Below are 25,848 nucleotides of genomic sequence, written 5' to 3'. Positions count from 1 at the left end.
GCGGTCCCTGCGCTCACCCGACTGGTAAAATCTGGAGAACCAAGTTATGAATCTTAAGGAACTGAAGAAACAGAAAATTTCCGAGCTGATTGCTCTTGGCAAAGAGCTGAAGCTGGAGGAAATTGGCGGCATGCGTCGTCAGGATCTGATTTTTGCGATCCTCAATGCTACCGCGGCGCAAAAGAAAGCGATATTCGGCGAGGGGGTTCTTGAGATTCTTCCGGATGGGTTCGGTTTTTTACGGGCTCCAGATGCCAATTACTTGCCAGGCCCGGATGATATCTACATTTCTCCATCGCAGATTCGGCGTTTTGCGCTACGCACCGGTGATACGGTTGCCGGGCAGATCCGTCCGCCGAAAGAGGGCGAGCGTTACTTTGCTCTGTTGAAGGTCTCCGAAGTCAACTTTGATGACCCGGCCAAAATGCGTGAAAAGACTTTCTTTGATAACCTGACACCGCTTTATCCTGATCAGCAATTGACCATGGAAAATGGTACCGATAACTATGCAACGCGGATCATCGACCTGGTTTCGCCGATCGGCAAAGGGCAGCGTGGCTTAATTGTCGCACCGCCGCGGACCGGTAAAACCGTGCTGTTGCAGAATATCGCCAATTCGATTTCCGCTAATCACCCCGAGGCTTATCTGATCGTGCTGCTGATCGATGAACGTCCCGAGGAAGTCACCGATATGCAGCGCAGTGTCAACGGCGAGGTTATCTCTTCGACCTTTGATGAGCCGGCCAACCGTCACGTTCAGGTTGCCGAAATGGTCATAGAAAAGGCCAAGCGCCTGGTTGAGCACAAGCACGATGTCGTCATCCTGCTCGATTCGATCACCCGTCTGGCCCGTGCCTATAACACCATCATCCCCTCCAGCGGCAAGATTCTTTCCGGTGGTGTCGATGCCCATGCCCTGCACAAACCGAAGCGTTTCTTCGGTGCCGCGCGGAATATCGAAGAAGGGGGCAGCCTGACGATCATCGCCACCGCTTTGATCGATACCGGCAGCAAGATGGATGAGGTTATCTTCGAGGAATTTAAAGGCACCGGTAATATGGAGCTGCACCTTGATCGCCGTCTGGCGGACAAGCGGACCTTCCCGGCGATGGATATCAATCGCTCCGGTACCCGGAAAGAGGATTTGCTGGTTGATGCCACGCACCTACAGCGGATCTGGCTGTTGCGGCGGGTACTGTCCAGTATGAATACTGTTGACAGTATGGAGTTTACGCTCGAGAAACTGGCCGAAACCAAGGACAATCAAGAGTTTCTCGATTCGATGAACCAGTAATAAAGCGCTTGCCTGTCTGTGGTAAAAGTGCTATTTAAGCGGTTTGTTTACAGCTAATATCGATAGACCTGTACAAAGCCAGGTCGCCAAGGAGAAAAAGATGAAAGAAGGAATCCATCCCAAGTATCAGGATATCACCGTGCGTTGTGACTGTGGAAACACTTTCGCAACCCGTTCGACCCTGACCGAAGAGATCCACACTGAAATCTGTTCCGCTTGCCACCCGTTTTACACCGGCAAGCAGAAGCTGATCGATACCGCTGGTCGGATCGAACGCTTCCGTAAAAAGTACGCCCAGTAGGAACGCGGGTAAGAATGAGGCGGCCCGGATGGGCCGCCTTTTTTCGTTTAAGGCTCACCAATTATGCACGTCGAACTGTTAGTTCATACCCCGGAACCGGAACAGGTGGTCGCTGCCGCTGCTCGTCTTTGCTACTCGAACTCCTCGATCGATGAGTTGATGGAAAAAAGCAAGACCGACCGCCAGGAGTTTCTCGAGAAGATCCTCTCGCTCGGCCATCACTCGGTGATGGAGCATGTCAGCTTTTCTTTCGGTGTCGAAGGGATCAGTCGCGCTTGCTCGCATCAGTTGGTGCGTCATCGTCTCGCATCCTACTCACAGCAGAGTCAGCGTTATGTTTCGCATAAAAAGCGCTTCACCGCGGTGACCCCCGACAGTATCGCCGCCAAACCGGAATTGAATCAGCGCTATCAGCAGTTGCTCGACGAAATTCATCAGTTTTACGGTGAGATGCTCGACGCCGATATCCCGGCAGAGGATGCCCGTTTTTTACTGCCGAATGCGGCCACGACCAAGGTTGTCGTAACCATGAATGGCCGTGAATTACGCCACTTCTTCGGCTTGCGCTGCTGTCGGCGCGCGCAGTGGGAAATTCAGGCGATGGCCAAGCAGATGCTGCAACTGGTCAAGCCGATTGCTCCGACTCTCTTTGCCAAGGCTGGCCCTGGCTGCATCTCCGGCCCCTGTCCAGAGGGGAAAATGACCTGTGGACAGATGACCGCTGTGCGTGATGAATTCTCTACCTTCGGGTGAAAGATTCCTATGTTTGCAAATCTTGAAGATGTTGTTGACCGTTTCCGCGAAGTCGAAGGCTTGCTTTCCGATCCTACGGTGATCTCCGACCAGAAGCGGTACCGTGGTTTAACCAAGGAGCACGCCGATCTTAGTGGGGTCGTTTCTGTTTACAGCGACTATAAGCAGGTCTGCAGTGACATTGAGGGCAATCGTGAGCTGTTGTCGGACAGCGACCCCGAGATGAAGGAGCTGGCCAAGGCCGAACTCCCCGAACTCGAACAACAGCAGACGCAATTTGAGGAACAGTTGCGACTGCTGTTGTTGCCCAAAGATCCCAATGACGATAAGAACATCGTCCTGGAGATCCGTGCTGGTACCGGTGGTGACGAGGCAGCGCTGTTTTCCGCCGATCTGTTCCGCATGTATTGCCGTTATGCCGACCGCAATCGCTGGAAGGTTGAGATGATGAGCGCCTCGGAAACCGATGGCGGCGGTTTCAAGGAAGTTGTTGCCCTGATCAGCGGCGAGCGGGTTTATTCACGGCTTAAATTTGAAAGCGGTACCCATCGTGTCCAGCGGGTTCCCGACACGGAAACGCAGGGACGGATTCACACTTCGGCTTGTACTGTGGCGGTTCTCCCGGAAGCGGAGGATGTTGATATTGAAATCAACAATGCCGATCTGCGTATCGATCTTTACCGCGCCTCCGGTGCTGGTGGGCAGCACGTCAATAAAACCGAATCTGCAGTGCGTCTGACCCACGTCCCGACCGGGGTGGTGGTTGCCTGTCAGGATGAATCCTCGCAGCATAAGAATAAAGCCAAGGCGATGAAGGTCCTCAAGTCGCGCATCTACGACCAGATGCTGGCCGCGCAGAATGCAGTAATGGCTGCTGATCGCAAGAATCAGGTTGGTAGTGGTGACCGCAGTGAACGGATCCGCACCTATAATTATCCCCAAGGGCGTTGCACCGATCACCGCATCGGCCTGACCCTCTACAAGCTTGACGCCATCATGCAGGGGGATGTTGATGAAATTATTGAGGCGCTGATCACCGATCAACAGGCAGCGCAGATGAGTAAGCAGGAGTCCTGAGTTTGAGCGAAACCTGGACGCTGCTGAAACTGCTGCGCTGGACCACAGAATTCTTTGCCGAAAAAGGGATCGATAATCCGCGTCTCGACGCGGAACGGCTTTTGGCGCACGTGCTGCAACTCGACCGGGTTGGGCTTTATCTCAATTTCGAACGTCCGCTGATCGCAACCGAATTGGATACGATCCGTCCGCTGGTTAAACGTCGCGGTCAGCGTGAGCCGCTGCAATACCTGCTTGGCAGTACCGAGTTCTGGTCCTTGGACTTTGAAGTGACACCGGCGGTCTTGATTCCTCGCGGGGATACCGAAATCCTGGTTGAAGAATCTCTGTCGCACGCTGCGCCGGAGGGCAGTTTGCTCGATGTCGGCACCGGCAGTGGCGCCATCGCCATCAGCTTGGCCAGCGAACTGCCAAACTGGCAGGTCAGTGCCCTTGATTTATCAGCTGAGGCGCTGGAACTGGCCCGTCGCAACGCGAAGAAAAACGGCCTTGCCGAACGGCTGCAGTTTATCCACGCAGACCTTGCTGAACTGCCTCAACAGCAGTATGATCTGATCGTTTCCAATCCTCCCTATATTGCGCAGGCTGAGTGGGAATCGCTGATGCCGGAAGTGCGTTGCTTTGAGCCGCAAATGGCATTGCTGGCGGAAAATGATGGTCTCGATTGTTACCAGAAACTGGCGGCACAGGCGGTCAGTCGACTCAATCCTGGTGGCTGGCTGTTGGTTGAAATTGGTTACCAACAGGCGCTGGCGGTACAGCAGCTATTTGCTGACGCTGGTTTGACGGATGTTTATGTACGTGACGATTACGCCGGACAACCGCGGGTGGTTGGTGGTTGCCTGGCACAATAACGATAGAAAGTAGACCCTTTGGAAAAAATAGTCATAAAAGGCGGAGTGACCCTGAACGGGGAAGTTAACGTCAGCGGGGCCAAAAATTCGGCTCTGCCACTGTTGTTTGCGACCTTGTTGGCGGATGGCGAAAGTGAAATCTGTAACATTCCCGATCTGCGCGACATCAACACCGCGGTTAAACTGCTGCGTGAACTGGGAGCGGTGACCTCCTATGAAGGTGATTGCCTCCGTGTCGATGCTCAGCCGATTCAGAGTATCGAGGCGTCTTACGATCTGGTCAAGACGATGCGAGCATCGGTGCTGGTGCTCGGTCCTTTGCTGGCTCGCTGTGGCCATGCACGGGTCAGTCTCCCCGGCGGCTGTGCCATCGGCGCGCGACCGATCAATCTCCATCTGAAAGGTTTTGAGGCACTTGGTGCCAAGATCACCCTTGATCATGGATATGTTGAAGCAACCGCAGATAAACTGGTCGGAGCGAAAATTAACTTTGATATGCCGACGGTTGGCGGGACCGAAAATCTACTGATGGCGGCCAGCCTGGCGCAAGGTGAGACGGTACTGGAAAACGCCGCCCGTGAACCGGAAATAGTCCAGTTGGCCGATGCGCTGATCAGCATGGGTGCCAAGATCGAGGGCGCTGGAACGGCGGTTATTCGTATCCAGGGCGTCGATCGATTGGAGCCGCTTAAATGCAGTGTTATTCCAGATAGGATTGAAGCTGGAACCTTTATGATTGCCGCAGCGATAACAGGTGGCAATGTCCTGGTCCGTGGCGCCATGCGTGAGCATCAGGAAGCATTGATCGGTAAGCTGATTGAGGCTGGCGTCAGTATCGAAGTAGAAGGGGATGGCTTGCGGGTGATCGGGCCGCAAAAGCTGAAGCCGGTTGATATTCGCACTAGCGTTTTTCCCGGGTTCCCGACCGATATGCAAGCACAGTTCATGGCCCTGATGCTGAAGGCTGAGGGGACCAGCAGAATTTCCGAGACGGTTTTCGAAAATCGTTTCATGCATGTCTGTGAATTGCAGCGGATGGGTGCTGATATTCAGATTGATGGACATAGCGCGATCATTCGTGGCGCTGAGTCGATGACCGGTGCGCCGGTGATGGCGACCGATCTGCGCGCCAGTGCCTCGCTGATTCTGGCCGGTCTGGCAGCAGAGAATACCACCGAAGTCTCGCGTATCTATCATTTGGATCGTGGTTACGAAAAAATTGAGAAAAAACTGGCAGCGCTCGGTGCCCGCATCTGGCGCGAACAGGAGTAAATACTATGAATGACTGGATCACCTTCGCTCTGCCCAAGGGCAGAATTTTGCAGGATTCGATGGAGCTGTTCGGCAAGATCGGCATCACCTGCCCGGAGATGGACGACAAGAGCAGCCGCAAGCTGGTCTTTGAAAATACCGAGCAGAAGTACCGCTTCATGGCGGTGCGCGCCACCGATGTGCCGACCTATGTCGAGTATGGCTGTGCTGATATCGGCGTGGTCGGTAAGGATACCCTGCTTGAGCAGGGTAAAGACCTTTATGAGCCGCTCGATCTCAAGTTCGGTTATTGCCGCTTGGCGGTTGCCGAGCCGAAAGAGCTGCGCGAAGATGACGATCCGATGAACTGGTCGAATATCCGCGTCGCTACCAAGTACCCCAATGTCACCGAGCGCTATTTTGCCGCCAAAGGGGTGCAGGTCGAACTGATCAAGCTTTATGGTTCCATCGAGCTGGCTCCCCTGGTCGGGTTGTCGGAGCGGATTGTCGACCTGGTCTCGACTGGCGGCACTCTCAAGGCCAATGGTATGGTCGAGGTGGAAACCATCGCTGAAATCACCAGCCGGCTGATCGTTAATCGCGCCAGCTTGAAAACCAAGCATCAGCGGATCAGAGAGATTATCGATGGCTTGGAGCCGTTGATCGGTGACGAAGTGAAAATCTCCCAGTAGGGGATGGCTGGAGGAATGACCATGATGCGCATGTTGAAATTTTCCGATGCCGGTTTTGCCGACGAGTTCCGCCGTATCGAACAGCGGGCCGAAGCGGTTCCGGCAGAGATAGAGACCACGGTTAAGGCGATTATCGCCGATGTCCGCCAGCGTGGCGATGCGGCGCTGTTCGAATTGACCGCCAAGTTCGATCGGCTGCAGTTGAATGCAGATAGCCTCGAAGTCACTGAAGAGGAAATCGATGCGGCGATGACGCAGATCAACGCTGAGTCGCTGGCGGCGTTGCAGCTGGCCGCCGAGCGGATCGCGGATTATCATGCCAAGCAGAAGCAGGAAACCTGGCTCTCGACCGACGAAGATGACGTGTTGCTCGGTCAGCTGGTGCGGCCGCTCGATCGGGTCGGCATCTACGTGCCGGGCGGCAAGGCGACTTACCCCTCTTCGGTGTTGATGAACGCCGTGCCGGCCAAGGTTGCCGGGGTCGAAGAGGTGATTATGGTGGTGCCGATGCCGGGTGGTGAGGTTAATCCGCACGTACTGGCGGCGGCGCGGATTGCCGGTGTTGACCGGATTTTTAAAATCGGTGGCGCTCAGGCGGTTGCTGCGCTGGCTTACGGCACCGCTTCGGTGCCACGGGTCGATAAAATCACCGGACCGGGCAATATTTATGTGGCCACAGCCAAGCAATTGGTCTTCGGTCAGGTCGATATCGATATGATCGCCGGCCCCAGTGAGATTCTGGTGATTAACGATGGTAGTGGCAACGCTGCCCATATCGCTGCCGATCTGTTGTCGCAGGCGGAACACGATGAACTGGCCTCTTCGGTGTTGGTCACCAGCTGCGAAAAAATGGCCGCAGCGGTGCAAGTTGAAGTCGAAAAGCAGCTCAAGGAACTGAGTCGCGAAACCATCGCCCGCAAGTCGATCGAAGATTTTGGTGCCATCATTCTGGCGCAGGATCTTGATGAAGCGATTGCTTTTAGTAACCGGATAGCTCCCGAGCACCTGGAGCTGGCGGTCGATAATCCCTTTGCCATCCTGCCGCAGATCCGGCATGCCGGGGCGATCTTTATGGGCCATCACACTCCGGAAGCGGCCGGCGACTATCTGGCCGGACCGAACCACACCCTGCCGACCGGTGGCACCGCGCGGTTCTTTTCGCCGCTGTCGCTGGATGATTTCGTCAAGAAATCGAGCATTGTTTCCTTTTCGGAAGCTGGACTGCAACGACTCGGCAAGGAAATTGTTCATATCGCGGAATTAGAAGGACTCGAAGCGCACGCCAAGTCTGTTTCGATCCGGCTGAAGAAATAGCCTGAATCTCTGTAGGGGCGAGGCATGCCTCGCCCGCGGGCGACCTGTAGGTCGTCCCTACAATTTTATTACTGGAGAAACGGATATGTCACGTACCGCAAAGATCGCTCGCGAAACCAAAGAGACCAATATCAGTATTGAGTTGAACCTGGATGGTTCCGGGCAGCATCATCTCGAAACCCCGGTGCCGTTTTTCAATCACATGCTTTCGGCTGTGGCACGGCACGGTTTCTTTGACCTGACGGTCAAGGCGAGCGGCGATACGGAAATTGACGATCACCACACGGTGGAAGACATTGGTATCGTCCTCGGTGAAGCTTTCAAACAGGCACTTGGCGACAAGGCCGGGGTACGTCGCTTCGGTCGTGAAACCATGCCGATGCATGAAGTGCTGGCTTCGGTGGTGATCGATTTTTCCGGTCGGCCATTTCTGGTTTTTAACGTCGACCTGCCGAAATCCAAGGTTGGTGATTTCGATACCGAACTGGTTGAAGAGTTTTTTGTCGCTTTCTGTAATCACTCCGGCGCCAATATTCATGTCAACCTGGCCTACGGTGACAACCTGCACCACATCATCGAAGGCATCTTCAAGGCCTTTGGCCGCGCTCTAGATGAGGCGACCAGTATCGATCCCCGTATTCAAGGGGTGATGTCGACTAAAGGGACACTTGAGTAACTGCTATGATCAACATTATTGACTACGAAATGGGTAACCTGCGCAGCGTCGAAAAGGCTTTCGAGACGCTCGGCTTTGCCGCGCGCGTCAGTGCTGACCCGAAAGATATCAAGACCGCTGATAAAGTGGTTCTGCCGGGGGTCGGTTCTTTTCGCGACTGCATCCACAACCTGCGTGAAGGTGGCTTTGTTGAGCCGCTATTGGAGCATGTTGCTGCCGGCAAGCCGCTACTGGGAATCTGCGTCGGCATGCAGATGCTGTTCGATGAAAGTGAAGAGTTCGGCCGCCATCTGGGCCTCGGTTTGGTCCCTGGCAAGGTGGTGCGTTTTCCGTCCGGCATGGTAGAGGGCGGTGAGCGGCTCAAGGTGCCGCATATGGGTTGGAACAATATCACTCTGAAACAGGATTCACCACTGTTTGCCGGTGTCGAGGATGACAGCTTCGTTTACTTTGTTCATTCCTACTACTGTCAGGCCGAGCAGCAAGAGGATGTTGCCGCCAGTTGTCGTTACGGTGCTGTCGAATTCTGTGCCTCGCTCTGGCGCGATAATATCATGGCGACCCAGTTTCACCCGGAGAAGAGCCAGACCATCGGCCTGAATATTTTCAAAAATTTTGGAGAGCTATAATGATTATCCTCCCCGCTATCGACCTTAAAGAAGGCCGCTGCGTCCGTTTGGAACAGGGCTTGATGGATAAAGACACCGTTTATAATGAAGATCCGGCCGCGCAGGCACTGCAATGGCAGGAGCAGGGCGGCGAGCTGTTGCATATTGTCGATCTTGACGGTGCTTTTGCCGGCGTGCCGAAAAACAAGGCCGCGATTAAGGCGATTGTTGATGCCATCGATATCCCTTCTGAATTGGGCGGCGGCATCCGCGACATGGCGACCATCGACGCTTACTTAGAGCTCGGCATTGATCGGGTTATTCTCGGCACCATCGCTAAGGAGAATCCGGCGCTGGTTAAAGAGGCCTGCGAAAAATATCCCAGTCGAATCGTGGTTGGTATCGATGCGATGAACGGGTTGGTTGCGGTTCGCGGCTGGGCCGATGTGACCGAAAAGCTGGCAACCGAGATGGCCAAAGAGATGGAAGGTTTCGGCGTTGAGGCGATCATCTATACCGATATCGCCCGCGACGGCATGATGCAGGGACCGAATATCGCTGCGACCAAGGCTTTGGCCGAGTCGATCAATATCCCGGTGATTGCCTCCGGTGGCCTTTCCTCACTGGATGATATCCGGCGGCTGATCGAGATCGAATCCTCCGGGGTGACCGGGGTGATCACCGGCAAGGCGATCTATTCCGGTGCCATCGATCTGCGCGAGGCTGTGGCGCTGACGAAGGGATTGTAGGGGCGACCGATCGGGCGCCCGCGGGCGAGCCATGGCTCGCCCCTACCGTAAGTAAAAGGTTTTTTTATGCTGACCAAACGAATCATCCCTTGCCTTGATGTTAAAGATGGCCGGGTCGTCAAAGGGGTTAACTTTGTCGGCCTGCGCGACGCCGGTGACCCGGTCGAAGCGGCCGAGGCTTACTGTGAGCAGGGCGCCGACGAGCTGACCTTTCTCGATATCACCGCCTCAAGCGATAAGCGCGGCATTATCCTCGACGTAGTGCGCCAGACTGCCGAGCGGGTGTTTATGCCGCTGACCGTCGGTGGCGGGGTACGTGAGGTAGCTGATATCCGCAATCTGCTCAATGCCGGCGCTGACAAGGTTTCCATCAATACTGCTGCGGTTAATCGTCCCGAATTCGTCCGTGAAGCGGCGCAGCGCTTTGGCAGCCAGTGCATCGTCGTTGCCATCGATGCCCGGCGGGTCGAGGGTTCAAATCCGCAAGCCTGGGAGGTCTATATCCACGGAGGCCGCACTCCGACCGGTATCGATGTCATCGCATGGGCGACGCGGATGGCCGAATACGGTTGCGGCGAAATTTTGCTGACTTCGATGGATTGCGACGGCGTCAAGACTGGCTACGATATCGCCTTAACCCGTTCGGTCAGTGATGCGGTCGAGATTCCGGTGATCGCTTCGGGCGGTGTCGGTAACCTTGAGCATATCCGCGAAGGGCTGGTCGAGGGTGGTGCCAGTGCAGCACTTGCGGCATCGATCTTCCACTTCAAGGAATACACCATCGCCGAGTGTAAAGAGTATCTGCAGCAGCACGGTGTTGCCGCGCGAATTTAAAGCGACGGAGAAAAGATGTCACCTTCCGAAACGACAAAGCCAGCAGAGGCTGGCAACGAAGATATTCTCGAAGCGGTCTACCAGATTATTCAGCAGCGCAAGCAGATGGCCGATGGCGAAAAGTCATACGTCAAGTCGCTGTTCGATAAAGGGCTGGATAAAATCCTCGGTAAGATCGGTGAAGAAGCGACCGAAACTGCTGTTGCCGGTAAGGGCGGCGACAAGGACGAGATCGTCAGTGAGACGGCTGACTTGTTCTTTCACGTGCTGGTGCTGCTCGGTTATTATGACCTGCCGCCGGAACGGGTTTATGCCGAGCTGCGGCGCCGCTTCGGTATGTCGGGTCTGGAAGAGAAAGCCAGTCGGAGTAAATAATCGGCAAAAGTTATCCACAGTAAGCTGGCAGTATCGAATGATGCTGCCAGCTTTTTTATTGGAGGTCGGGCGATGCAGTACGATTTTTTGGTTATCGGTGGCGGTATTGTCGGTGTTTCGACTGCCTGGCAGCTGCAGCAACGTTATCCACAGCATAGGATTTTGCTTGTGGATAAAGAACCGACCTTTGCCCAACATCAGACCGGTCACAACAGCGGCGTGATCCACGCCGGGGTTTATTATGCTCCGGGGAGCCTCAAGTCTCAGTTCTGTCGCGATGGGTCCAAAGCGACTATCGATTTCTGCCGTCAGCAGGCGATTCCCTTTGAACAGTGTGGCAAGCTGTTGGTGGCGACCAGTCAGGCGGAGCTTGTAGAAATGCAGGCGCTCTATGTACGCTGCCAGCAAAATCGTATTGAAGCAGAACTGCTCGATCAAGATCAGTTGCATGAACGGGAACCGAATATCATCGGATTTGGTGCCATCTGGGTAAAAGCAACCGGGATTGTCGATTTCCAGCAGGTCACGGCAAAAATGGCCGAACAGTTTGTCGCCCTCGGTGGCGAGGTGCGCATGTCTACCGAAGTGACCGCGCTGGTCGAAGATGCCGACCGGGTAGTGGCGCAAACGACGACCGGGGAGGTGACAGCTGGCTACCTGATCTCCTGTGCCGGTCTGCTGGCTGATCGTTTGGTGCAGATGCTCGGTATCGACGTTGATTTTCAAATAATCCCCTTTCGCGGCGAATACTATCAACTGCCAGCCAAGTACAATCAACTGGTCAAGCACCTGATCTACCCGATTCCCGATCCCGAATTGCCTTTTCTCGGCGTGCACCTGACCCGCATGATTGATGGTAGTGTCACTGTCGGCCCGAATGCGGTCCTCGGCTTCAAGCGAGAAGGCTACGGCAAGGTTAATTTTGCTCTACGGGATACGTTGGAGATGCTGCGTTTTCCGGGTTTCTGGAAGGTGTTGCAGGCCAACTTGCGTTCCGGCCTTAAGGAGATGAAAGATTCACTCTATAAACCGGGGTATCTGCGGCGGGTGCGTAAGTACTGTCCACAATTGCAGGCTGAAGATTTACAACCTTATCCGGCCGGCATCCGCGCTCAGGCGGTCCGCCGTGATGGCAGCCTGGTGCACGATTTTCTCTTTACCAAAAGTCCGCGCAGCCTGCATGTCTGCAATGCCCCCTCACCAGCGGCGACCTCCGCGCTCCCGATCGGCAACTATATCTGTGAACAGGCGGCACACTGTTTGGCCGAGCTGAGCTAGGGAGACCGTCTCTTTCTTGGAGGATATGTATCGTTCTCGATGGGTAAATAAAAAGGGGGCCTGCACTAGTATCATGCAAGACAGTCCAACCATTGGGAATCAGTTGGGCCGTCTTGCATGTTGTGCTGGAATGGGGTATCCGTGGGCGATTCGCGGGTTGTAAGGGGTCATGTTTAAGACAGAACAAAGGCCTTAGTCGAGATTACTCTTCTTTCAGTGCGTACCCAACTCCGCGAACAGTGCGGATCAGTTTTTTCTCATAATTATGATCTACCTTTTTACGCAGATAGTTCACATAGACATCGATAATGTTGGTGAAAGAGTCGAAGGTATAATCCCAGACGTGTTCGGCAATCATTGTACGTGTTAGAACCTGGTTAGGGTTCAGCATGAAATATTCAAGAAGCCCATACTCTTTAGATGTCAGATCAAGCTCATTGCCAGATCGCCAGACCTTATGGCTGACAGGGTCAAGGCGAAGATCAGCAAAAAAGATTTCTGCACCTCGGTCCTGACTTTTTCGTCTTATCAATGCACGGCAACGGGCAATGAGTTCAGCAAATGCAAATGGTTTGGTTAGATAGCCATCACTGCCGGAGCCTAGTCCTGTGACAATGTCATCTACGGTATCTTTAGCGGTTAAACAAAGAATTGGAGTGGAAATATTTTTCTCTCGAATTTCTTTGATAGCTGTGATCCCATCCTTCTTGGGCATCATGATGTCCATCAGGATCAGGTCATAGGTAGAACTTGTCGCTTTGTGGACACCTTCTTCACCGTCATGCGCCAAGTCAACAGTGAAATTTTCTTCCTCCAAGCCTTTTCTGATAAAGGAAGCAACCTTCTTTTCATCTTCGACAACAAGAACACGCATCTGAACTCCTGTGGGTAACCTACCAAAGTGATTTAGTTTATTGAAGAATATTTAACTTCAAACTAACAGGCCGGAAAAACCTGTGCAAGCAAAATTAAAAGAAATCAACCTCCTGGGGCCGTCTCTGAGATAGTCTGGAGAAAGTGGACACCAATGTGTCGCGAAATCTGGGCCACCAATTTCCACCTGAGGTCTAAGCCGAACGGTAATAGCGTTTCTGTGTGTGAACATCATGGGCGGTTCTTGCTTTGCGGCACGAAACAGGCATCAATTTGCTGGAAGTGGCAATATCCAATACGCTTTCGACTGATCTACTGCGTGCCAAAGATAGTATTGCCTTCCTCTAATATGTTTAATCTGTATTTGTAGTTGGAATAGCGACTGTACTGATATCACAAAATTCATCCATAATATGCTTAGCCAGATTGGACTGAATGCTATCTTCATGGCATTTTGATCGATATAGACAGATCGTAGCTGAAGGAAGTGCAGGTAATTTTCTGTGAGGAATCATACGTAAGTCAGGGATGAATGTACTCACACCGATTGGCGCCACTGCAAGTCCTGATTTTACTGCCGCCAGAATTCCCGAAATACTTGAGCAGGAATAAGCAATTCTATAATCGATACTCTCTTTCTCTAATGTTTCAATCGCCCACTGGCGGTGTAAGCACCCCTCGTTAAAAACAGCTATTGGCAATGGCGATTCGTTTTCTGGTTTGGCATCTTTAGGCCCAACCCACACCAAAGATTCTTTTCTTATGAATTCCGCTTTGGGATCAATTGTATTAGTATTTCTCAAGCAAAGATCTATTTTGCCTTGTTCCAGCATTTTTAGAAGCTCCTTAGACCTGTCACTATAGAGATCCACTTGGATCAAGGGGTGTTTCTCAGCGAACCTTTTCAGGATTCCCGGGATATACAACGCCGCATATTCTTCCGTCGTTCCAAAACGTATCCGGCCTTTCATATTGGATTCAGACAATGATGCCAAAGCTTCATTGTGTAATCGCAAAAGCTGGTTGGCATAGTTCAAGAGAGATTCTCCATGCCTCGTTAATTTGACACCATGGGGAATACGTTCAAAAAGAGTCTTACCTAAACTTTCCTCTAATTTACGTATCTGATGGCTGACCGCTGACTGCGTGAGATTTACCTTTTGAGCTGCTTGGGTGAAATTACGTGTTTGAGCTGCAGCTGTAAATGTCCTCAGAATGTCCGGTGCTAAATCCATAATACTCCCCATTACCTTTATTCATGCCTGGCATGATGGTTAGTCGATTGACTAATACCATAAGAATTGATCATTATAAAGAAAAAGAAATTAGCATTGTTATCAGTGCCCTAAAATCTACTTGTGAACTATTGAGGAGAGCAAAGTGATAAAAAAAATTAAGCCAGCGGATGTTCTAGGAAAACCACTTGAACTTCCTTGCGGTGTCATTCTAAAAAATCGACTTGCAAAAGCGCCAATGTCAGATTCGCTTGGGAACGGAGAGGGTGATCCTACAGAAACTCAGATTCGACTCTACGAGAGGTGGGCAGAAGGTGGAGCCGCACTTTCTGTCATCGGTGAAGTACAGGGAGATTATCGCTTTCCTGAAAGGCCGGGTAATTTGGTACTCGGGGCTCATACGAATCAGCAAGCGCTGCAATCACTAGCCAGACGATCCATGATTAATGGGGCTCATTTATGGCCGCAACTTGGTCACGCCGGTGCCCTTTCACACCTGCCTATCAGCCTCCCCAAAGGTCCGTCTTCCCTCGATATCGGTAATTTTCATTGCGCAGGCATGTCGATGGAAGAGGTTCGTGAATTGCCGTACCTGTATGCAAAAACCGCAGGATATACAAAGGCCGCAGGATTTAGTGGCGTTCAGATTCACGCAGCGCACGGTTTCTTGCTTAGTCAATTCCTTTCTCCATTGTTTAACCGTAGGAATGACAGGTACGGCGGTTCCATCGAAGCACGATGCCGCATAGTGATCGAGGTCGTAGAAGAGGTGAGGCGAGCCGTTGGTCCGACGTTTCCCATCGGGATTAAGATCAACTCGACGGATAAACTGGTAGGTGGATTGACACAGGGTGATGCGCTAGAAGTGGTGCGCCTTGTCGATCAAACTTCGATCGATCTGATCGAGATTAGTGGCGGGACCTATTTCCCCGGAGCGACGGCAAGCTCGGACAGCTCGGGAGAAGGGCCATACTTTCTTGATTTTTCTCGACTAGCCAAAGGTGTAACCAATGTGCCTGTGATGGTGACCGGTGGGTTTAAAAGACGTGAGCAAGCAGTGAGTGCAGTCGCTAGTGGAGCTGCCGATATGGTGAGTATCGCGCGTGCCATGGTTCTTGATCCTCGGCTTGCTGAGACATGGTTAACCGAGGACGGCGGTGATCCAGATTTCCCCAAATTTGAATCTGCACCTCCAGGTGGGATATCGGCTTGGTACACCATGCGACTAACAGCTTTGGGCGAGGATCAGGAGAATGCTTTCACGTTGGACCTTCCCTCAGCCATCCATATCTATGAAGAACGTGATGCCCTGCGCTGCATTAAGTGGCGAGAGAAGAATTGGTAGCTATGTAGAATAGGATAATCTGACGGTCTTATTGATGTTTTTAAAAGTCAGGATTTCACTTTGAAAGCGCCGGTAAAAGCCGGCATGGATCGGGAGGTGCAAGTCCTCCACATGGTAAAGGCTAGCGACCAGCCGTGACCCCGAGTCATGCGTCGGCTTCCCGCAAGGGGGCGGCGAAGCGTTGACAGGGGGCGTGCAGGCCGGGCTATTGAGCTCCGAAAATTCCTTTTTCGGGTTGCCGACCTTGTAAAGTGATGGGGAAGGCAGCACGAGGCGTCGCGTTATCGCAAGTGGCGTCATCGGACCCGCGGAGTCAGAGAACCAGGGCATGTCCGCAAGCTCCATGCACGGAAACCGGGAGATCCGGGAAATCGGCCGGGTGTTTATCTAGCACACCGGTCCGGTCGGGAGAGGCGTAAGGCCGAACGCCCGATATGCACGATTCCCGGAAGTCGGACGAAGGCATAGTATCGATGAAGCGAGCGAACAAAGGAAGACAGCCAGAAGTAACAGGTGAACGACCTGCGGAGTTCGTGGAGAAAAGGCCTTCGGCCAAGGGGAATCCTGACCAGACGACCGTGACCGGAACACAGAGTTCGGAATCAGCGTTGAGCGGACTGGACAGGATACGAGAAGCCGCGAAGCGGGACAAGAACCTGCAATTTACCAACCTGCTGCACCATGTCACCGAAGAACACCTTGACACCGCCTACCGAAAACTCAACCCCAAGGCGGCTAAAGGCATAGACAGGGTCACATGGCATGAGTATGGCGAGAGCTTAAAAGAACGACTTGCCACACTTCATGAACAGATCCATAAGGGAAGCTATCGCGCCAAACCAAGCAAAAGGGTTTGGATACCGAAGAGGGACGGAAAACAGCGCCCGATCGGAATAGCCTCACTGGAAGACAAGATCGTCCAACAAGCACTGGTGGATATCCTCCAACCGATTTACGAAGAGGATTTCCTTGGGTTCAGCTACGGGGCACGCCCCGGCCGAAACCAACACAACGCTTTGGACGCCGTCTACGTCGCGATCACACAGCGCAAGGTAAGCTGGGTTCTGGATGCGGATCTTCGGACTTTCTACGACAGTCTCAATCATGACTGGCTGATGAAGTTCTTGGAACACCGCATCGCCGACCAAAGAGTCCTCCGACTGATACGCAAATTCTTGCAAGCCGGAGTCTCCGAAGACGGCAAGTGGACCAAAACGGAGGTGGGGACACCTCAGGGTGCAGTCATATCGCCGCTACTGGCAAATATATACCTGCACTACGTTCTGGACCTGTGGGTAAACCGGTGGCGAAAACACCGGGCACGCGGCGAAGTCTACATCGTGCGGTACTGCGATGACTTCGTCATGGGATTCCAATACCACTCCGATTCACGGATGTTCCAAATCGAGCTGAACCAACGACTGGCCAAGTTCGGGCTGGAATTGCATCAAGAGAAAACCCGACTTATCGAATTTGGTCGCTTTGCTGCCGCAACCCGCAAGGAGCGCGGAGAGAAGAAACCGGAAACTTTCGATTTTCTCGGATTTACTCACATCTGCGATCGGAGAAGGAAAAGCGGGAAGTTTATAGTGCGCCGCAAAACCATCGGCAAACGTCTACGTGAGAAAATCAAGGACGTACGCACCACCCTCAAACGCAAACGGCACCTTCCGGTTGCGGCGCAGGGTCGCTGGTTACGCGGGGTTATTCAAGGGCATATCAATTACTATGGTGTGCCTGGCAATAGCAAAGCGCTGAACGCTTTTCTCTTCCAGGTCAAATATGCCTGGTGGCAGGCCCTACGCAGACGTAGTCACAAAGCAAGACGATTAACATGGCAGCGAATGCAGAAATTTATAGGCAGGTGGATACCCCAAGCAAGAGTGTGTCACCCATACCCGAGTCAACGTCTCTGCGTCTGACCTGAGGCAGGAGCCCGGTGCGGTAATTCCGCACGCCGGGATCTGTGCGGGGGACGCCGGGTAACCGGTGTTCCTACCGTGACTGAAAACGAAATCATGATCAGTCAGGCCGATTTTTAAAACTAGTAAAATTTGACAGGCCGAGTCCAACAAGCGCTGACTTACCGGGAGTAGATCGAAGGTCATTTTACCCCCAATCTGTCGACCAGACGAAATCATCTCAGAAGTTGTTCCGCATTGAATCATGATGTCGGGAACCGACCAACTCGACCATTTCTGGAATATCACCACGTCCAGTAAGTAAGTGTTCGATTAATGCCCTATTTATGCAAAAAGGGGTGACTTATCAGACATCCGGGCCCATCAAAATTCCTATGGAGATATGAAAACCTATTTTGGCAGGATATTTGCTGAAGAAGTGAAGGGCCTTTCCGGTTATGCGGGTCATCTGCCACAACAGCTTAATAATAAGGAAATGTCTTTGATTGCAATTAGATAGGGGATCCACTATGGTTTATCACTATCTGCCAATTTGCTGAGGCACGTGGGGCCCATGGATTCTAGTCTGAAACACATTATAGAGTATCTCAGGCTGCAGCGCGGGATGGACTTTTCTGGCTATCGCATGATGACCCTGCAGCGCCGGCTTTCTGTTCGCATGTCTCAGGTGGGAGCCCTGTCCTCTGATGCCTACTGGGAGGTTCTGAACTCCGACCCGACTGAGCCCGACCGGTTGATAGATGTTTTCGGGGTCAATGTCAGCCATTTTTTCCGCGATCCGCTGGTCTTCGAGATGCTCGGGCAACGGTTGCTGCCGAAGCTTATCGAGCGCAAGCTGGAGTCCGGCAGCCGCGAAATTCGGATTTGGAGTGCCGGTTGTGGTGGCGGGGAAGAGGCCTATTCCCTGGCGATGTTGCTGCATCATGCGTTGAAGAAGCAGACGGTTCCCTGGCAACATTATATCTTCGCCTCGGATATCAACGGACAGGCGCTGCAGCAGGCCACTCAAGCCTGTTATCCCCGGGATAAATTTGTCGATACCCGCCTGATGTTCCTCGATGAGTATTTTGAATCGACCGATAATGGCTTTGTCGCCCGCCCATTCCTTCGTCAGATGGTGAATTTTTCCTCTGATGATCTGACCTCGCAAACCCGCATGTCACCGGCGGATAGTATTTACGGCTGTTTTGATCTGATTCTTTGTCGAAATGTACTGATCTATTTTGATGCTGAACTCCAGGAACGGGTCTTCGGCAAGTTGTGCCACTCTCTGGGGCACTCTGGACTTTTGGTTCTCGGTAATGCCGAGATGTTGCCTAAGCAGCTGGATGGAAAATTTCAGGTGGTCGATGCCGGTTGCCGGATCTGGCGCAAATTACCTAAGTAAACCGTGGAGCTAGGGCATAGCTGCCGTAGAGGGATAAATATGATGCAAGAAGCGCAGGATTTGTTGGCAAAGAAGTCGCAGCCGAATTGGTTTCAGGGTATTCGAGGACGCTTTACCATCAGCTTTTGTCTGTTGTTTGTCCTGATCCTGAGCGGCTCTTTGTTTGTCAGTATCTACGGTGTCCCGGGCACCGATTATCAGGGCCGCGAGGGCCACCAGCGGGATGAGGCGATCCATAACCTCGGGTTGATCGCCGAGGCGAAAAAAGATCGACTGCTATTCTGGCTCAATGAGCGCAGCTCAGCGGTTAATTTCCTCGCGACCAATGCCTTGGTCGAGGAGAGGGCGGTCGAGATCAGGGCAAAATTCCCCCAACTTGTCGACACGGCGTCGGATTCCGAGTTCTGGCGTGAGCTGCAGGTGGACAAGAACTACACTGACCTGATCGAGTTTTTCGTAAAAGTCCAGAATGCCTACAAATTTTATGCCTCAATTCAGGTCATTGATGCCGCCACCGGGCGGGTCATGGTGTCGACCAGCCAGGAGCATTTGGGGGAGGATTCCTCCAGCCGTAAGGTCTATCTCGGCACCCTAAAATCGGGTGGCGCTCATGTCAGTGATCTGGAGACCTTACACCCCGGCGGCACCCCATCCTTTTTCTTTAGTGATCTGATCCGGGATCAAGGCGGCAAGGTTGTTGCCATACTGGCACTGGAGGTCAATGCCGAGGAGGCGCTGCGGCCGGTTCTGAATGCCGGTGAGGGGCTCGGTGAACAGGGCGAGGTTCTGCTGGTCAACCAACGGGCGCAGATTCTCACCCCGTTAAAGTATCCCCTGGCGGGCGGCGGGCGTGCCAAGGTTCTGCAATTTCAGATCAAATCCAGCCCGGCAGTGCGGGCGGCGCGTGGCGAAAACGGTCACGTCGAGGGCAAGGATTATCGCGGGGTGTTGGTTCTGGCGGCCTATCGCTACTTGCCGATTTCTCCGGACTTTGGCTGGGGAATGGTCGTTAAGGTCGATAGTGAAGTTGTTTTTGCGCCATTTCAGCGTGATCTCGCCGAGGCTTTCTGGATAGGCCTTTTTGGGGTGCTGATGGTTACTTTCTTTACCGCCGTTGTGGCGAGGAATGTAACCCGGCCAATCCTGCTGCTCGGCCAGGCCGCGGAAGGTTTCGCGGCCGGGGATTTCTCCGCGCGCAGTGGTCTGCAGCGCAGCGATGAAATCGGCAGTTTGTCAGTCGTCTTTGATGTTATGGCCGAGACGGTGGAAAAGACCATGGCAGCGCTCGAAGATCAGGCCACCCAGCTGCATGAAACGGCAACCGCCCTTGAGTTACGGCAGAAAATTCAAGCGAACGCTCTTGCTATCTCGGCGACTCTGGCCGCGTCGATGACTCTGGATGAACTTCTCGAAAGCGGGCTCAATGAACTGATGTTGGTCACCGGCAGTCAGGTCGGGGCCATCTATCTTGCGGATGCGCAGGCAGCGGAGTGCTTCAAACTTGCGAAGCAGAGTGGCGTGGCGTCCGGGGCGGTTCTCCCGCATGAGGTCGTGCTCGGTCAGGGGACCCTTGGTCTGACTGCGCAACGACGCGTTGTCGAGGTTTTCGAGGATCTCCCGCCGCAGACCCGATTTACGGTCGCGACCATCGCCGGTGAAAAAATACCGAACAGTATCGTCAATGTTCCGCTGGTGTTGCACGATGAGGTGGTCGGCATTGTCGCCCTGGCGAGCCTTTATCTGATCGGGCCGGGACCGTTGGAGGCTCTTGAAATGACCCGTAGGCAGCTTGCCACGGCGATCAAAAATGCCTTGACGCATGCGGAAACAGAGTGTCTGGCAGTGGATCTGCAGGTCAAAAATGAAGAGCTTCAGGTCCAATCAGAAGAGCTTCAGGTCCAATCAGAAGAATTGCAGTCGCAATCTCAGGAGATGCGGGCGCAGACCGAGGAGTTGATCGCGCAGCAGCAGCAGGTCGAGGAGGCAGATCGTCTGAAATCGGAGTTTCTCTCCAACATGAGCCATGAGCTCAGGACTCCACTGAACAGTATTATGGCTCTTTCTCAACTGATGATTGCCCGAGGCCCGGGTAAAAAGCCTGAGGAGGAAGCTGAATATCTTGCCGTGATCGAACGCAATGGTCGTAACCTGCTTAATTTAATCAACGATATTCTCGATATCTCTAAGATTGAGTCAGGGCGGATTGAGATTGTCCCGAGCGAGATCGAGATCGAGCAACTTCTCGATTGGACGTTGGGGACGGTTCGGCCTCTGCTTGAGGAGAAGGGGCTTGAACTGAACATCAGACCATTCAAAACGCTGATGTTTCATTCTGATCAGGATAAGGTTCAGCAGATTTTGCTCAACCTACTGTCCAATGCCATCAAATTTACTGATCAGGGGCAGATTGAGGTGGCGGTTCGCAAAGGCGGTTCCTGGGGAATTGCCTTTACCATTCGGGATACCGGAATCGGTATTGCCGAGCATAATCTTCCCCATATCTTTGATGAATTTCGTCAGGTCGACGGCTCGACAACCAGGCGGCACGAAGGGACCGGTTTGGGCCTGGCGATCTGCAGGAAACTGGCGCGAATTCTTGGTGGCGATATTACCGTTGTCAGTGAAAAGGGCGTGGGGAGTACTTTTACCCTGACCTTGCCGAATCAGCTTGCTGCGCAAACGTCCGTGCCGGAGTCCTCAACGGCAAGTCCAGCGCCGCTTGTTGATGGCACGACGGGATCGCCGTTACCAGGTCCCAATCCAGCACCTGCAGACGCAGCGCATCCACTGGTGCTGATCGTTGAGGATAATGTGGTGGCCTCACTACAGATCCGTTCGGCGCTGGAAGAGCAGGGCTATCGCGTCCAATCCGCCTCCGGCGGCGAAGAGGGGCTTGCTTGCGTTCATGCCCAGGTGCCGGACGGCATTGTGCTCGACCTGATGATGCCTGGGGTTGATGGTTTTGAAGTGTTGGAAACGATCCGCTCGACAGCGAAAACTGCCACCCTGCCGGTTCTGATCCTGACCGCCAAGGAACTGACCGCTGCTGATCGCGCCCGGCTGAGCCATAACAATATCAGCCAGCTTATCCAGAAGGGCAGTGTCGACCGGGAGCAACTGGTGGCCGCCGTCGATCGTCTAACCGGTAAAGACATCAAGCCTGCGGCAAGCCGGGAAGAAATTCCGCTGGTGCGCGCAGCGCAAACTGAAATCCGCTGGAAAGGTGCCGAACCGGGACCGATTCTGATCGCCGAAGATAATCCCGACAATCGCCTCACCCTACAAGCTCTGCTCGATGAGCTGGGTTATCGTCATATCGTCGCCGAAGATGGTGCGCAGGTGGTCTCTGTCGCTCGGGAGGAATGTCCGGCGCTGATCTTGATGGACATTCAGTTGCCGGTACTCAGTGGTTTGGATGCCACGCGTCAAATAAAAGCCGATCCCTCTGTCTGTAAAATCCCGATTATTGCGCTGACCGCCCTGGCGATGAAAGGCGACCGGGAACGTTTTCTCGCGGCGGGTTGCGACGATTATCTGTCCAAGCCGATAGATGCTGCAGAATTGCAGCGGGTGTTGGGCGTTTGGCTGGGTGAGGGCTAACGCTGATGGGTAAGGAGAGAACAGAACGCCATGGCATGACACTCTTGCTGGTGGATGACAATCGCGACAACCTGTTTATCCTCTGTCAGGTGATTGCCGAGCATCTGCCCCAGTGTACGCTGTTGACCGCGAGCAATGGCCGGGAAGGCTTAGTGTTGGCGGCCTCCAGAAGGTTGGATGGTGTGCTGATCGATCTGCAGATGCCGGAGATGGATGGCATCGGAATGTGTCGCCAACTCAAAGCGCAAGAGCGGACCGCCAATGTGCCGGTGGTCCTGATCACCTCGCATGTGTCTTCTGCGCGCTTGCGCGCAGAAGGGCTTGATGCCGGCGCGGAAGATTTTATCTCCCGGCCGATCGACAACCTTGAGCTGGTTGCCCGGATCCGCACCATTTTGCGCATGAAAGATGCTGAGGATCGGTTGTTGCTGGCCAATGCCGAACTCGAACAGCGAGTCGCCGAGCAGACCGCCTCGCTGCGCAATTATCAGAAGGCGGTTGAGGGGACCCAAGATCCGATTGCAACCCTTGATCGCCAGTATCGCTACCTGGTCGTTAATGACGCCTACCTGCGTTATCATGATTTGCAGCGGGAGCAGGTATTGGGCCGCACCTGGAGCGAGGTGCTGGGGGAGAAGTATTTTACGCAACAGAGTCAATCTGTGTTCGAGCAGTTGCTACGTGGGGAACAGGTTACTCTCGAGAGTTCTCTACAGGTGCCACGCCTGGGGCTGCGGCACCTGCTTAAGAATTTCGCGCCGATGTTCGCTGCCGATGGACAGGTCAGTGGCATGGTCATTGTCATGCGGGATATCACCGAGCGCAAACAGGCCGAAGGGGAGTTACGGAAAAAGCGCAAGAAGTATAAGCAGCTCTCAGCGCAATTTCAGGCCCTGTTGGACGGTATCCCCGATGTTTTGATGCTGCTGTCGCCGCAAAGGCAGGTCGTTTGGGCCAATCGTGCGGCGGACAAATATTTTGACGGTCAGCGTTCGAAACTGGTCGGGACGCTCTGTTCGCAGCTCTGGCAGTGCGCCAGTTTCCCCTGTCCCCAGTGCCCGGCGGAGCAGGCCTTTGTCGATGGCACCAATCAGGAAACACTCAAGCGCTCTGCCGACGGACGTTATTGGTTGGTTAAGGTTTTTCCCCTGCACGATCAGGAGGATGTCACGCACGTGATCATGCTGGCATCTGACATTACGGAAAAGACCAAACTGCGTGAAGAAGCACTCCGCTCCAGCCGGTTGGCTTCGCTCGGTGAGCTGGCCGCCGGAGTGGCGCATGAGATCAACAACCCCAATGGTCTGGTGCTGCTAAATGTCCCGCTGCTACTCGATATCTGGCCCGATCTGAATGCCGTTTTGGAGCAACATTACCGGCAGCAGGGAGATTTTTCGCTTGGTCGGCTGAACTACCTGCGGCTACGCGATGAAATCCCGCGGATGCTGAACGATATTCACGACGGCGGCAAGCGGATCAAGACGATAGTTGAGGATCTGAAGGGTTTTGTCCGTCATGAAAATACTGAGAACTTCGAGTCGGTCAATATCAATCTGGTGGCTGAGGCTGCGGTCAGGCTGGTGACCAATCAGATCAACCAGGCAACGCGGAGCTTTTCTGTCAGTTATGCCGCCGAGCTGCCCCAAATCAGAGGCAGTTTCCAGCGCCTCGAGCAGGTTCTGATTAACCTGCTGATCAATGCCTGCCAGGCGCTGCCTGATCTGGACAGGGGGATTTCCCTCCGCACCTGTTTAGCGGCCGACAGGTCAATGGTTCTGATTGAGCTACGGGACGAGGGGCGTGGAATCCGCGAGGAGCACCTGGCGCATATTACCGATCCGTTTTTTACTACCCGGCGGGACAGCGGTGGCACCGGTCTCGGTCTTTCGGTTTCCTCGCGACTTATCAACGAGCATGGCGGGCGCCTGGAATTTTCTTCGGTCTTGGGCGAGGGAACCACTGTTAATCTGTTTTTGCCGATTATTTCGCGAGGAGAGGGCCGATGAACGAACTTTGTTATCCCGAGCTGCCAGTGCTGCTGGTCGATGACGAACTCTCCTGGATGAACAGCCTGAGGATGGCGCTGGAGTATTCCGGGGGGATCGACCATGTGTTGCAGTGTCTGGACAGTCGCCGGGTGATGGCTCTGCTGGCGGAACAGGAGGTCAGCCTGGTGGTGCTCGATCTGACCATGCCGAAGCTGGCCGGGGAAGAGCTGCTGGTGCAGATCGTTGCGGAATATCCCTGGATTCCGGTGCTGATTCTCAGTGGCATGAATCAGCTGGAAACCGCCGTCAACTGCATGAAGGCCGGAGCCTTCGACTACTTCGTCAAAACCGGCGAGATGGAGCGCCTGCTTGCCGGGATCCAGCGTGCCCTTGATCGACAGCGGACCGAGCAGGAATACAGCCAGCTGAAAAATAAGTTGCTTAGCGATGGTCTGGAGCATCCCGAGGCATTTTCGGCCATCGTTACCGGCAACACGAAGCTGCGTTCTTTATTTAAGTATATCGAGGCTATCGCTCCCAGCAGCGAACCGGTGCTGATCACCGGGGAGAGCGGGGTGGGGAAGGAACTGTTCGCCAGGGCGGTGCAACAGCTCGGCCGGTCTGAGCAGCCCTGGGTTGCGGTAAACGTCGCCGGGCTTGATGACGAACAATTTTCCGATAGTCTCTTCGGCCATCTGCCAGGAGCCTTTACCGGAGCCGGCCGTGGTCGGCCGGGGCTGATCGAGGAGGCGGCTGACGGTACACTCTTTCTCGACGAGATCGGCGATCTGAATTCATCTTCGCAGGTGAAATTGCTGCGCCTGCTGCAGGAACGTGAGTACTATCCGCTGGGGAGTGATCGACCGAAACGGGTCAGAGCCCGGTTTGTATTTGCCACCAACCATGATCTGGCCGCGCGCCAACAAGAGGGGAGTTTCCGCAAAGATCTTTATTACCGGCTGCGGGCACACCTGGTCGAGGTTCCTCCGCTCCGTGACCGTTGTGACGATATCCCGCTGCTGCTGCAACATTTTATTGTTCAGGCGGCGGCAGCCCTGGGGATTAATCCTCCATCTCCACCCAAAGAGCTGGTGTTGCTCCTGGCAAATTATCCGTTCCCCGGAAATGTTCGCGAATTACGCGCCATGGTTTATGACGCAGTCAGTCAGGCGCGGGCGGGAAAAATTTCCCTGGCGCCGTTCCGTAAGCAGATTGGCCCGCTAAGAACTGTCCAGCAACGCGATCCGGACAGTACTGCTGCTTCTGGCGCAGAGGGGCACGGGCTGCTGACAGCGACCTTGCCCAGTCTGGCCGAAGCTGCCGAGCTGCTGGTGAATGAAGCGCTGCAACGCTCCGGCGGCAACCAGAAGATTGCCGCCGAACTGCTCGGTATCTCCCGCCAGGCCTTGAACCAGCGGCTGAAAAAGCTTCAAGACTAAAAA

Annotated in this window: 21 protein-coding genes and 1 pseudogene; 20 read left to right on the top strand and 2 right to left on the bottom strand. The window is 53.9% G+C overall.

Annotation, left to right across the window (positions count from 1 at the left end; all coding sequences use genetic code 11):
- Positions 1-46 precede the first annotated feature (46 nt).
- The 14 genes from rho to lhgO all read left to right on the top strand — a co-directional run bounded on the left by rho (position 47) and on the right by lhgO (position 12,056).
- On the top strand, positions 47-1,294 hold the full coding sequence (rho, locus tag ACZ5PT_RS01225) for a transcription termination factor Rho (protein WP_464264988.1): 1,248 nt from the start codon (positions 47-49) through the stop codon (positions 1,292-1,294).
- Positions 1,295-1,394: 100 nt separating this feature from the next.
- On the top strand, positions 1,395-1,595 hold the full coding sequence (gene rpmE / locus ACZ5PT_RS01220; RefSeq protein ID WP_464264987.1) for a 50S ribosomal protein L31: 201 nt from the start codon (positions 1,395-1,397) through the stop codon (positions 1,593-1,595).
- 63 nt (positions 1,596-1,658) lie between these two features.
- Positions 1,659-2,348 carry an FAD-dependent thymidylate synthase gene (gene thyX, locus ACZ5PT_RS01215; protein ID WP_464264986.1) on the top strand — a complete coding sequence of 230 codons (690 nt, stop codon included), beginning with the start codon at positions 1,659-1,661 and terminating at the stop codon, positions 2,346-2,348.
- 9 nt (positions 2,349-2,357) lie between these two features.
- Positions 2,358-3,425, top strand: a complete 1,068-nt coding sequence (prfA, locus tag ACZ5PT_RS01210) for a peptide chain release factor 1 (protein WP_464264985.1) — start codon at positions 2,358-2,360, stop codon at positions 3,423-3,425.
- Positions 3,426-3,427: 2 nt separating this feature from the next.
- On the top strand, positions 3,428-4,279 hold the full coding sequence (gene prmC / locus ACZ5PT_RS01205; RefSeq protein WP_464264984.1) for a peptide chain release factor N(5)-glutamine methyltransferase: 852 nt from the start codon (positions 3,428-3,430) through the stop codon (positions 4,277-4,279).
- Positions 4,280-4,297: 18 nt separating this feature from the next.
- On the top strand, positions 4,298-5,551 hold the full coding sequence (gene murA / locus ACZ5PT_RS01200; protein ID WP_464264983.1) for a UDP-N-acetylglucosamine 1-carboxyvinyltransferase: 1,254 nt from the start codon (positions 4,298-4,300) through the stop codon (positions 5,549-5,551).
- Positions 5,552-5,556: 5 nt separating this feature from the next.
- Positions 5,557-6,222 (top strand): ATP phosphoribosyltransferase, encoded by a 666-nt coding sequence (gene hisG / locus ACZ5PT_RS01195; RefSeq protein WP_464264982.1) that lies wholly within the window; start codon positions 5,557-5,559, stop codon positions 6,220-6,222.
- 24 nt (positions 6,223-6,246) lie between these two features.
- Positions 6,247-7,536 (top strand): histidinol dehydrogenase, encoded by a 1,290-nt coding sequence (hisD, locus tag ACZ5PT_RS01190; protein ID WP_464266697.1) that lies wholly within the window; start codon positions 6,247-6,249, stop codon positions 7,534-7,536.
- A gap of 85 nt (positions 7,537-7,621) precedes the next feature.
- Positions 7,622-8,212, top strand: coding sequence for an imidazoleglycerol-phosphate dehydratase HisB (hisB, locus tag ACZ5PT_RS01185; protein WP_464264981.1), 591 nt, complete (start codon positions 7,622-7,624; stop codon positions 8,210-8,212).
- A 5-nt stretch (positions 8,213-8,217) separates the two neighbouring features.
- On the top strand, positions 8,218-8,841 hold the full coding sequence (hisH, locus tag ACZ5PT_RS01180; RefSeq protein ID WP_464264980.1) for an imidazole glycerol phosphate synthase subunit HisH: 624 nt from the start codon (positions 8,218-8,220) through the stop codon (positions 8,839-8,841).
- Positions 8,841-9,569, top strand: a complete 729-nt coding sequence (hisA, locus tag ACZ5PT_RS01175; RefSeq protein ID WP_464264979.1) for a 1-(5-phosphoribosyl)-5-[(5-phosphoribosylamino)methylideneamino]imidazole-4-carboxamide isomerase — start codon at positions 8,841-8,843, stop codon at positions 9,567-9,569. The genes hisH and hisA overlap by 1 nt, the downstream gene beginning before the upstream one ends.
- A gap of 66 nt (positions 9,570-9,635) precedes the next feature.
- On the top strand, positions 9,636-10,403 hold the full coding sequence (hisF, locus tag ACZ5PT_RS01170) for an imidazole glycerol phosphate synthase subunit HisF (RefSeq protein ID WP_464264978.1): 768 nt from the start codon (positions 9,636-9,638) through the stop codon (positions 10,401-10,403).
- Between the two features lie 15 nt (positions 10,404-10,418).
- Positions 10,419-10,778 (top strand): phosphoribosyl-ATP diphosphatase, encoded by a 360-nt coding sequence (locus tag ACZ5PT_RS01165; RefSeq protein ID WP_464264977.1) that lies wholly within the window; start codon positions 10,419-10,421, stop codon positions 10,776-10,778.
- A 72-nt stretch (positions 10,779-10,850) separates the two neighbouring features.
- Positions 10,851-12,056 carry an L-2-hydroxyglutarate oxidase gene (gene lhgO, locus ACZ5PT_RS01160; protein WP_464264976.1) on the top strand — a complete coding sequence of 402 codons (1,206 nt, stop codon included), beginning with the start codon at positions 10,851-10,853 and terminating at the stop codon, positions 12,054-12,056.
- Positions 12,057-12,258: 202 nt separating this feature from the next.
- On the opposite strand, the gene ACZ5PT_RS01155 is transcribed toward lhgO, so the two are convergent.
- Positions 12,259-12,930 carry a response regulator transcription factor gene (locus tag ACZ5PT_RS01155; RefSeq protein ID WP_464264975.1) on the bottom strand — a complete coding sequence of 224 codons (672 nt, stop codon included), beginning with the start codon at positions 12,928-12,930 and terminating at the stop codon, positions 12,259-12,261.
- 352 nt (positions 12,931-13,282) lie between these two features.
- On the bottom strand, positions 13,283-14,164 hold the full coding sequence (locus ACZ5PT_RS01150; RefSeq protein WP_464264974.1) for a LysR substrate-binding domain-containing protein: 882 nt from the start codon (positions 14,162-14,164) through the stop codon (positions 13,283-13,285).
- A gap of 145 nt (positions 14,165-14,309) precedes the next feature.
- On the opposite strand from ACZ5PT_RS01150, the gene ACZ5PT_RS01145 reads away from it, so the two are divergent.
- The 6 genes and pseudogenes from ACZ5PT_RS01145 (at position 14,310) to ACZ5PT_RS01120 (ending at position 25,845) form a co-directional block, all read left to right on the top strand.
- Positions 14,310-15,509 (top strand): oxidoreductase, encoded by a 1,200-nt coding sequence (locus ACZ5PT_RS01145; protein ID WP_464264973.1) that lies wholly within the window; start codon positions 14,310-14,312, stop codon positions 15,507-15,509.
- 434 nt (positions 15,510-15,943) lie between these two features.
- Positions 15,944-17,495: pseudogene (gene ltrA / locus ACZ5PT_RS01140) on the top strand (group II intron reverse transcriptase/maturase).
- 489 nt (positions 17,496-17,984) lie between these two features.
- Complete coding sequence (locus ACZ5PT_RS01135; protein ID WP_464264972.1) at positions 17,985-18,818, top strand: CheR family methyltransferase; 834 nt, start codon at positions 17,985-17,987, stop codon at positions 18,816-18,818.
- Positions 18,819-18,857: 39 nt separating this feature from the next.
- A complete protein-coding gene (locus ACZ5PT_RS01130; RefSeq protein WP_464264971.1) occupies positions 18,858-22,418 on the top strand; it encodes a response regulator in 3,561 nt (1,186 codons plus the stop codon).
- A gap of 5 nt (positions 22,419-22,423) precedes the next feature.
- On the top strand, positions 22,424-24,424 hold the full coding sequence (locus tag ACZ5PT_RS01125) for a PAS domain-containing protein (RefSeq protein ID WP_464264970.1): 2,001 nt from the start codon (positions 22,424-22,426) through the stop codon (positions 24,422-24,424).
- Positions 24,421-25,845: a sigma-54-dependent transcriptional regulator gene (locus ACZ5PT_RS01120; RefSeq protein WP_464264969.1), complete on the top strand. Its 1,425-nt coding sequence runs from the start codon at positions 24,421-24,423 to the stop codon at positions 25,843-25,845. The genes ACZ5PT_RS01125 and ACZ5PT_RS01120 overlap by 4 nt, the downstream gene beginning before the upstream one ends.
- The last annotated feature ends 3 nt before the right edge of the window (positions 25,846-25,848 follow it).

It is taken from the genome of Desulfuromusa ferrireducens (genome assembly GCF_055389805.1).
Note: the sequence above shows the minus strand (reverse complement) of the source record. Positions and strands in the feature narration are given on the sequence as shown.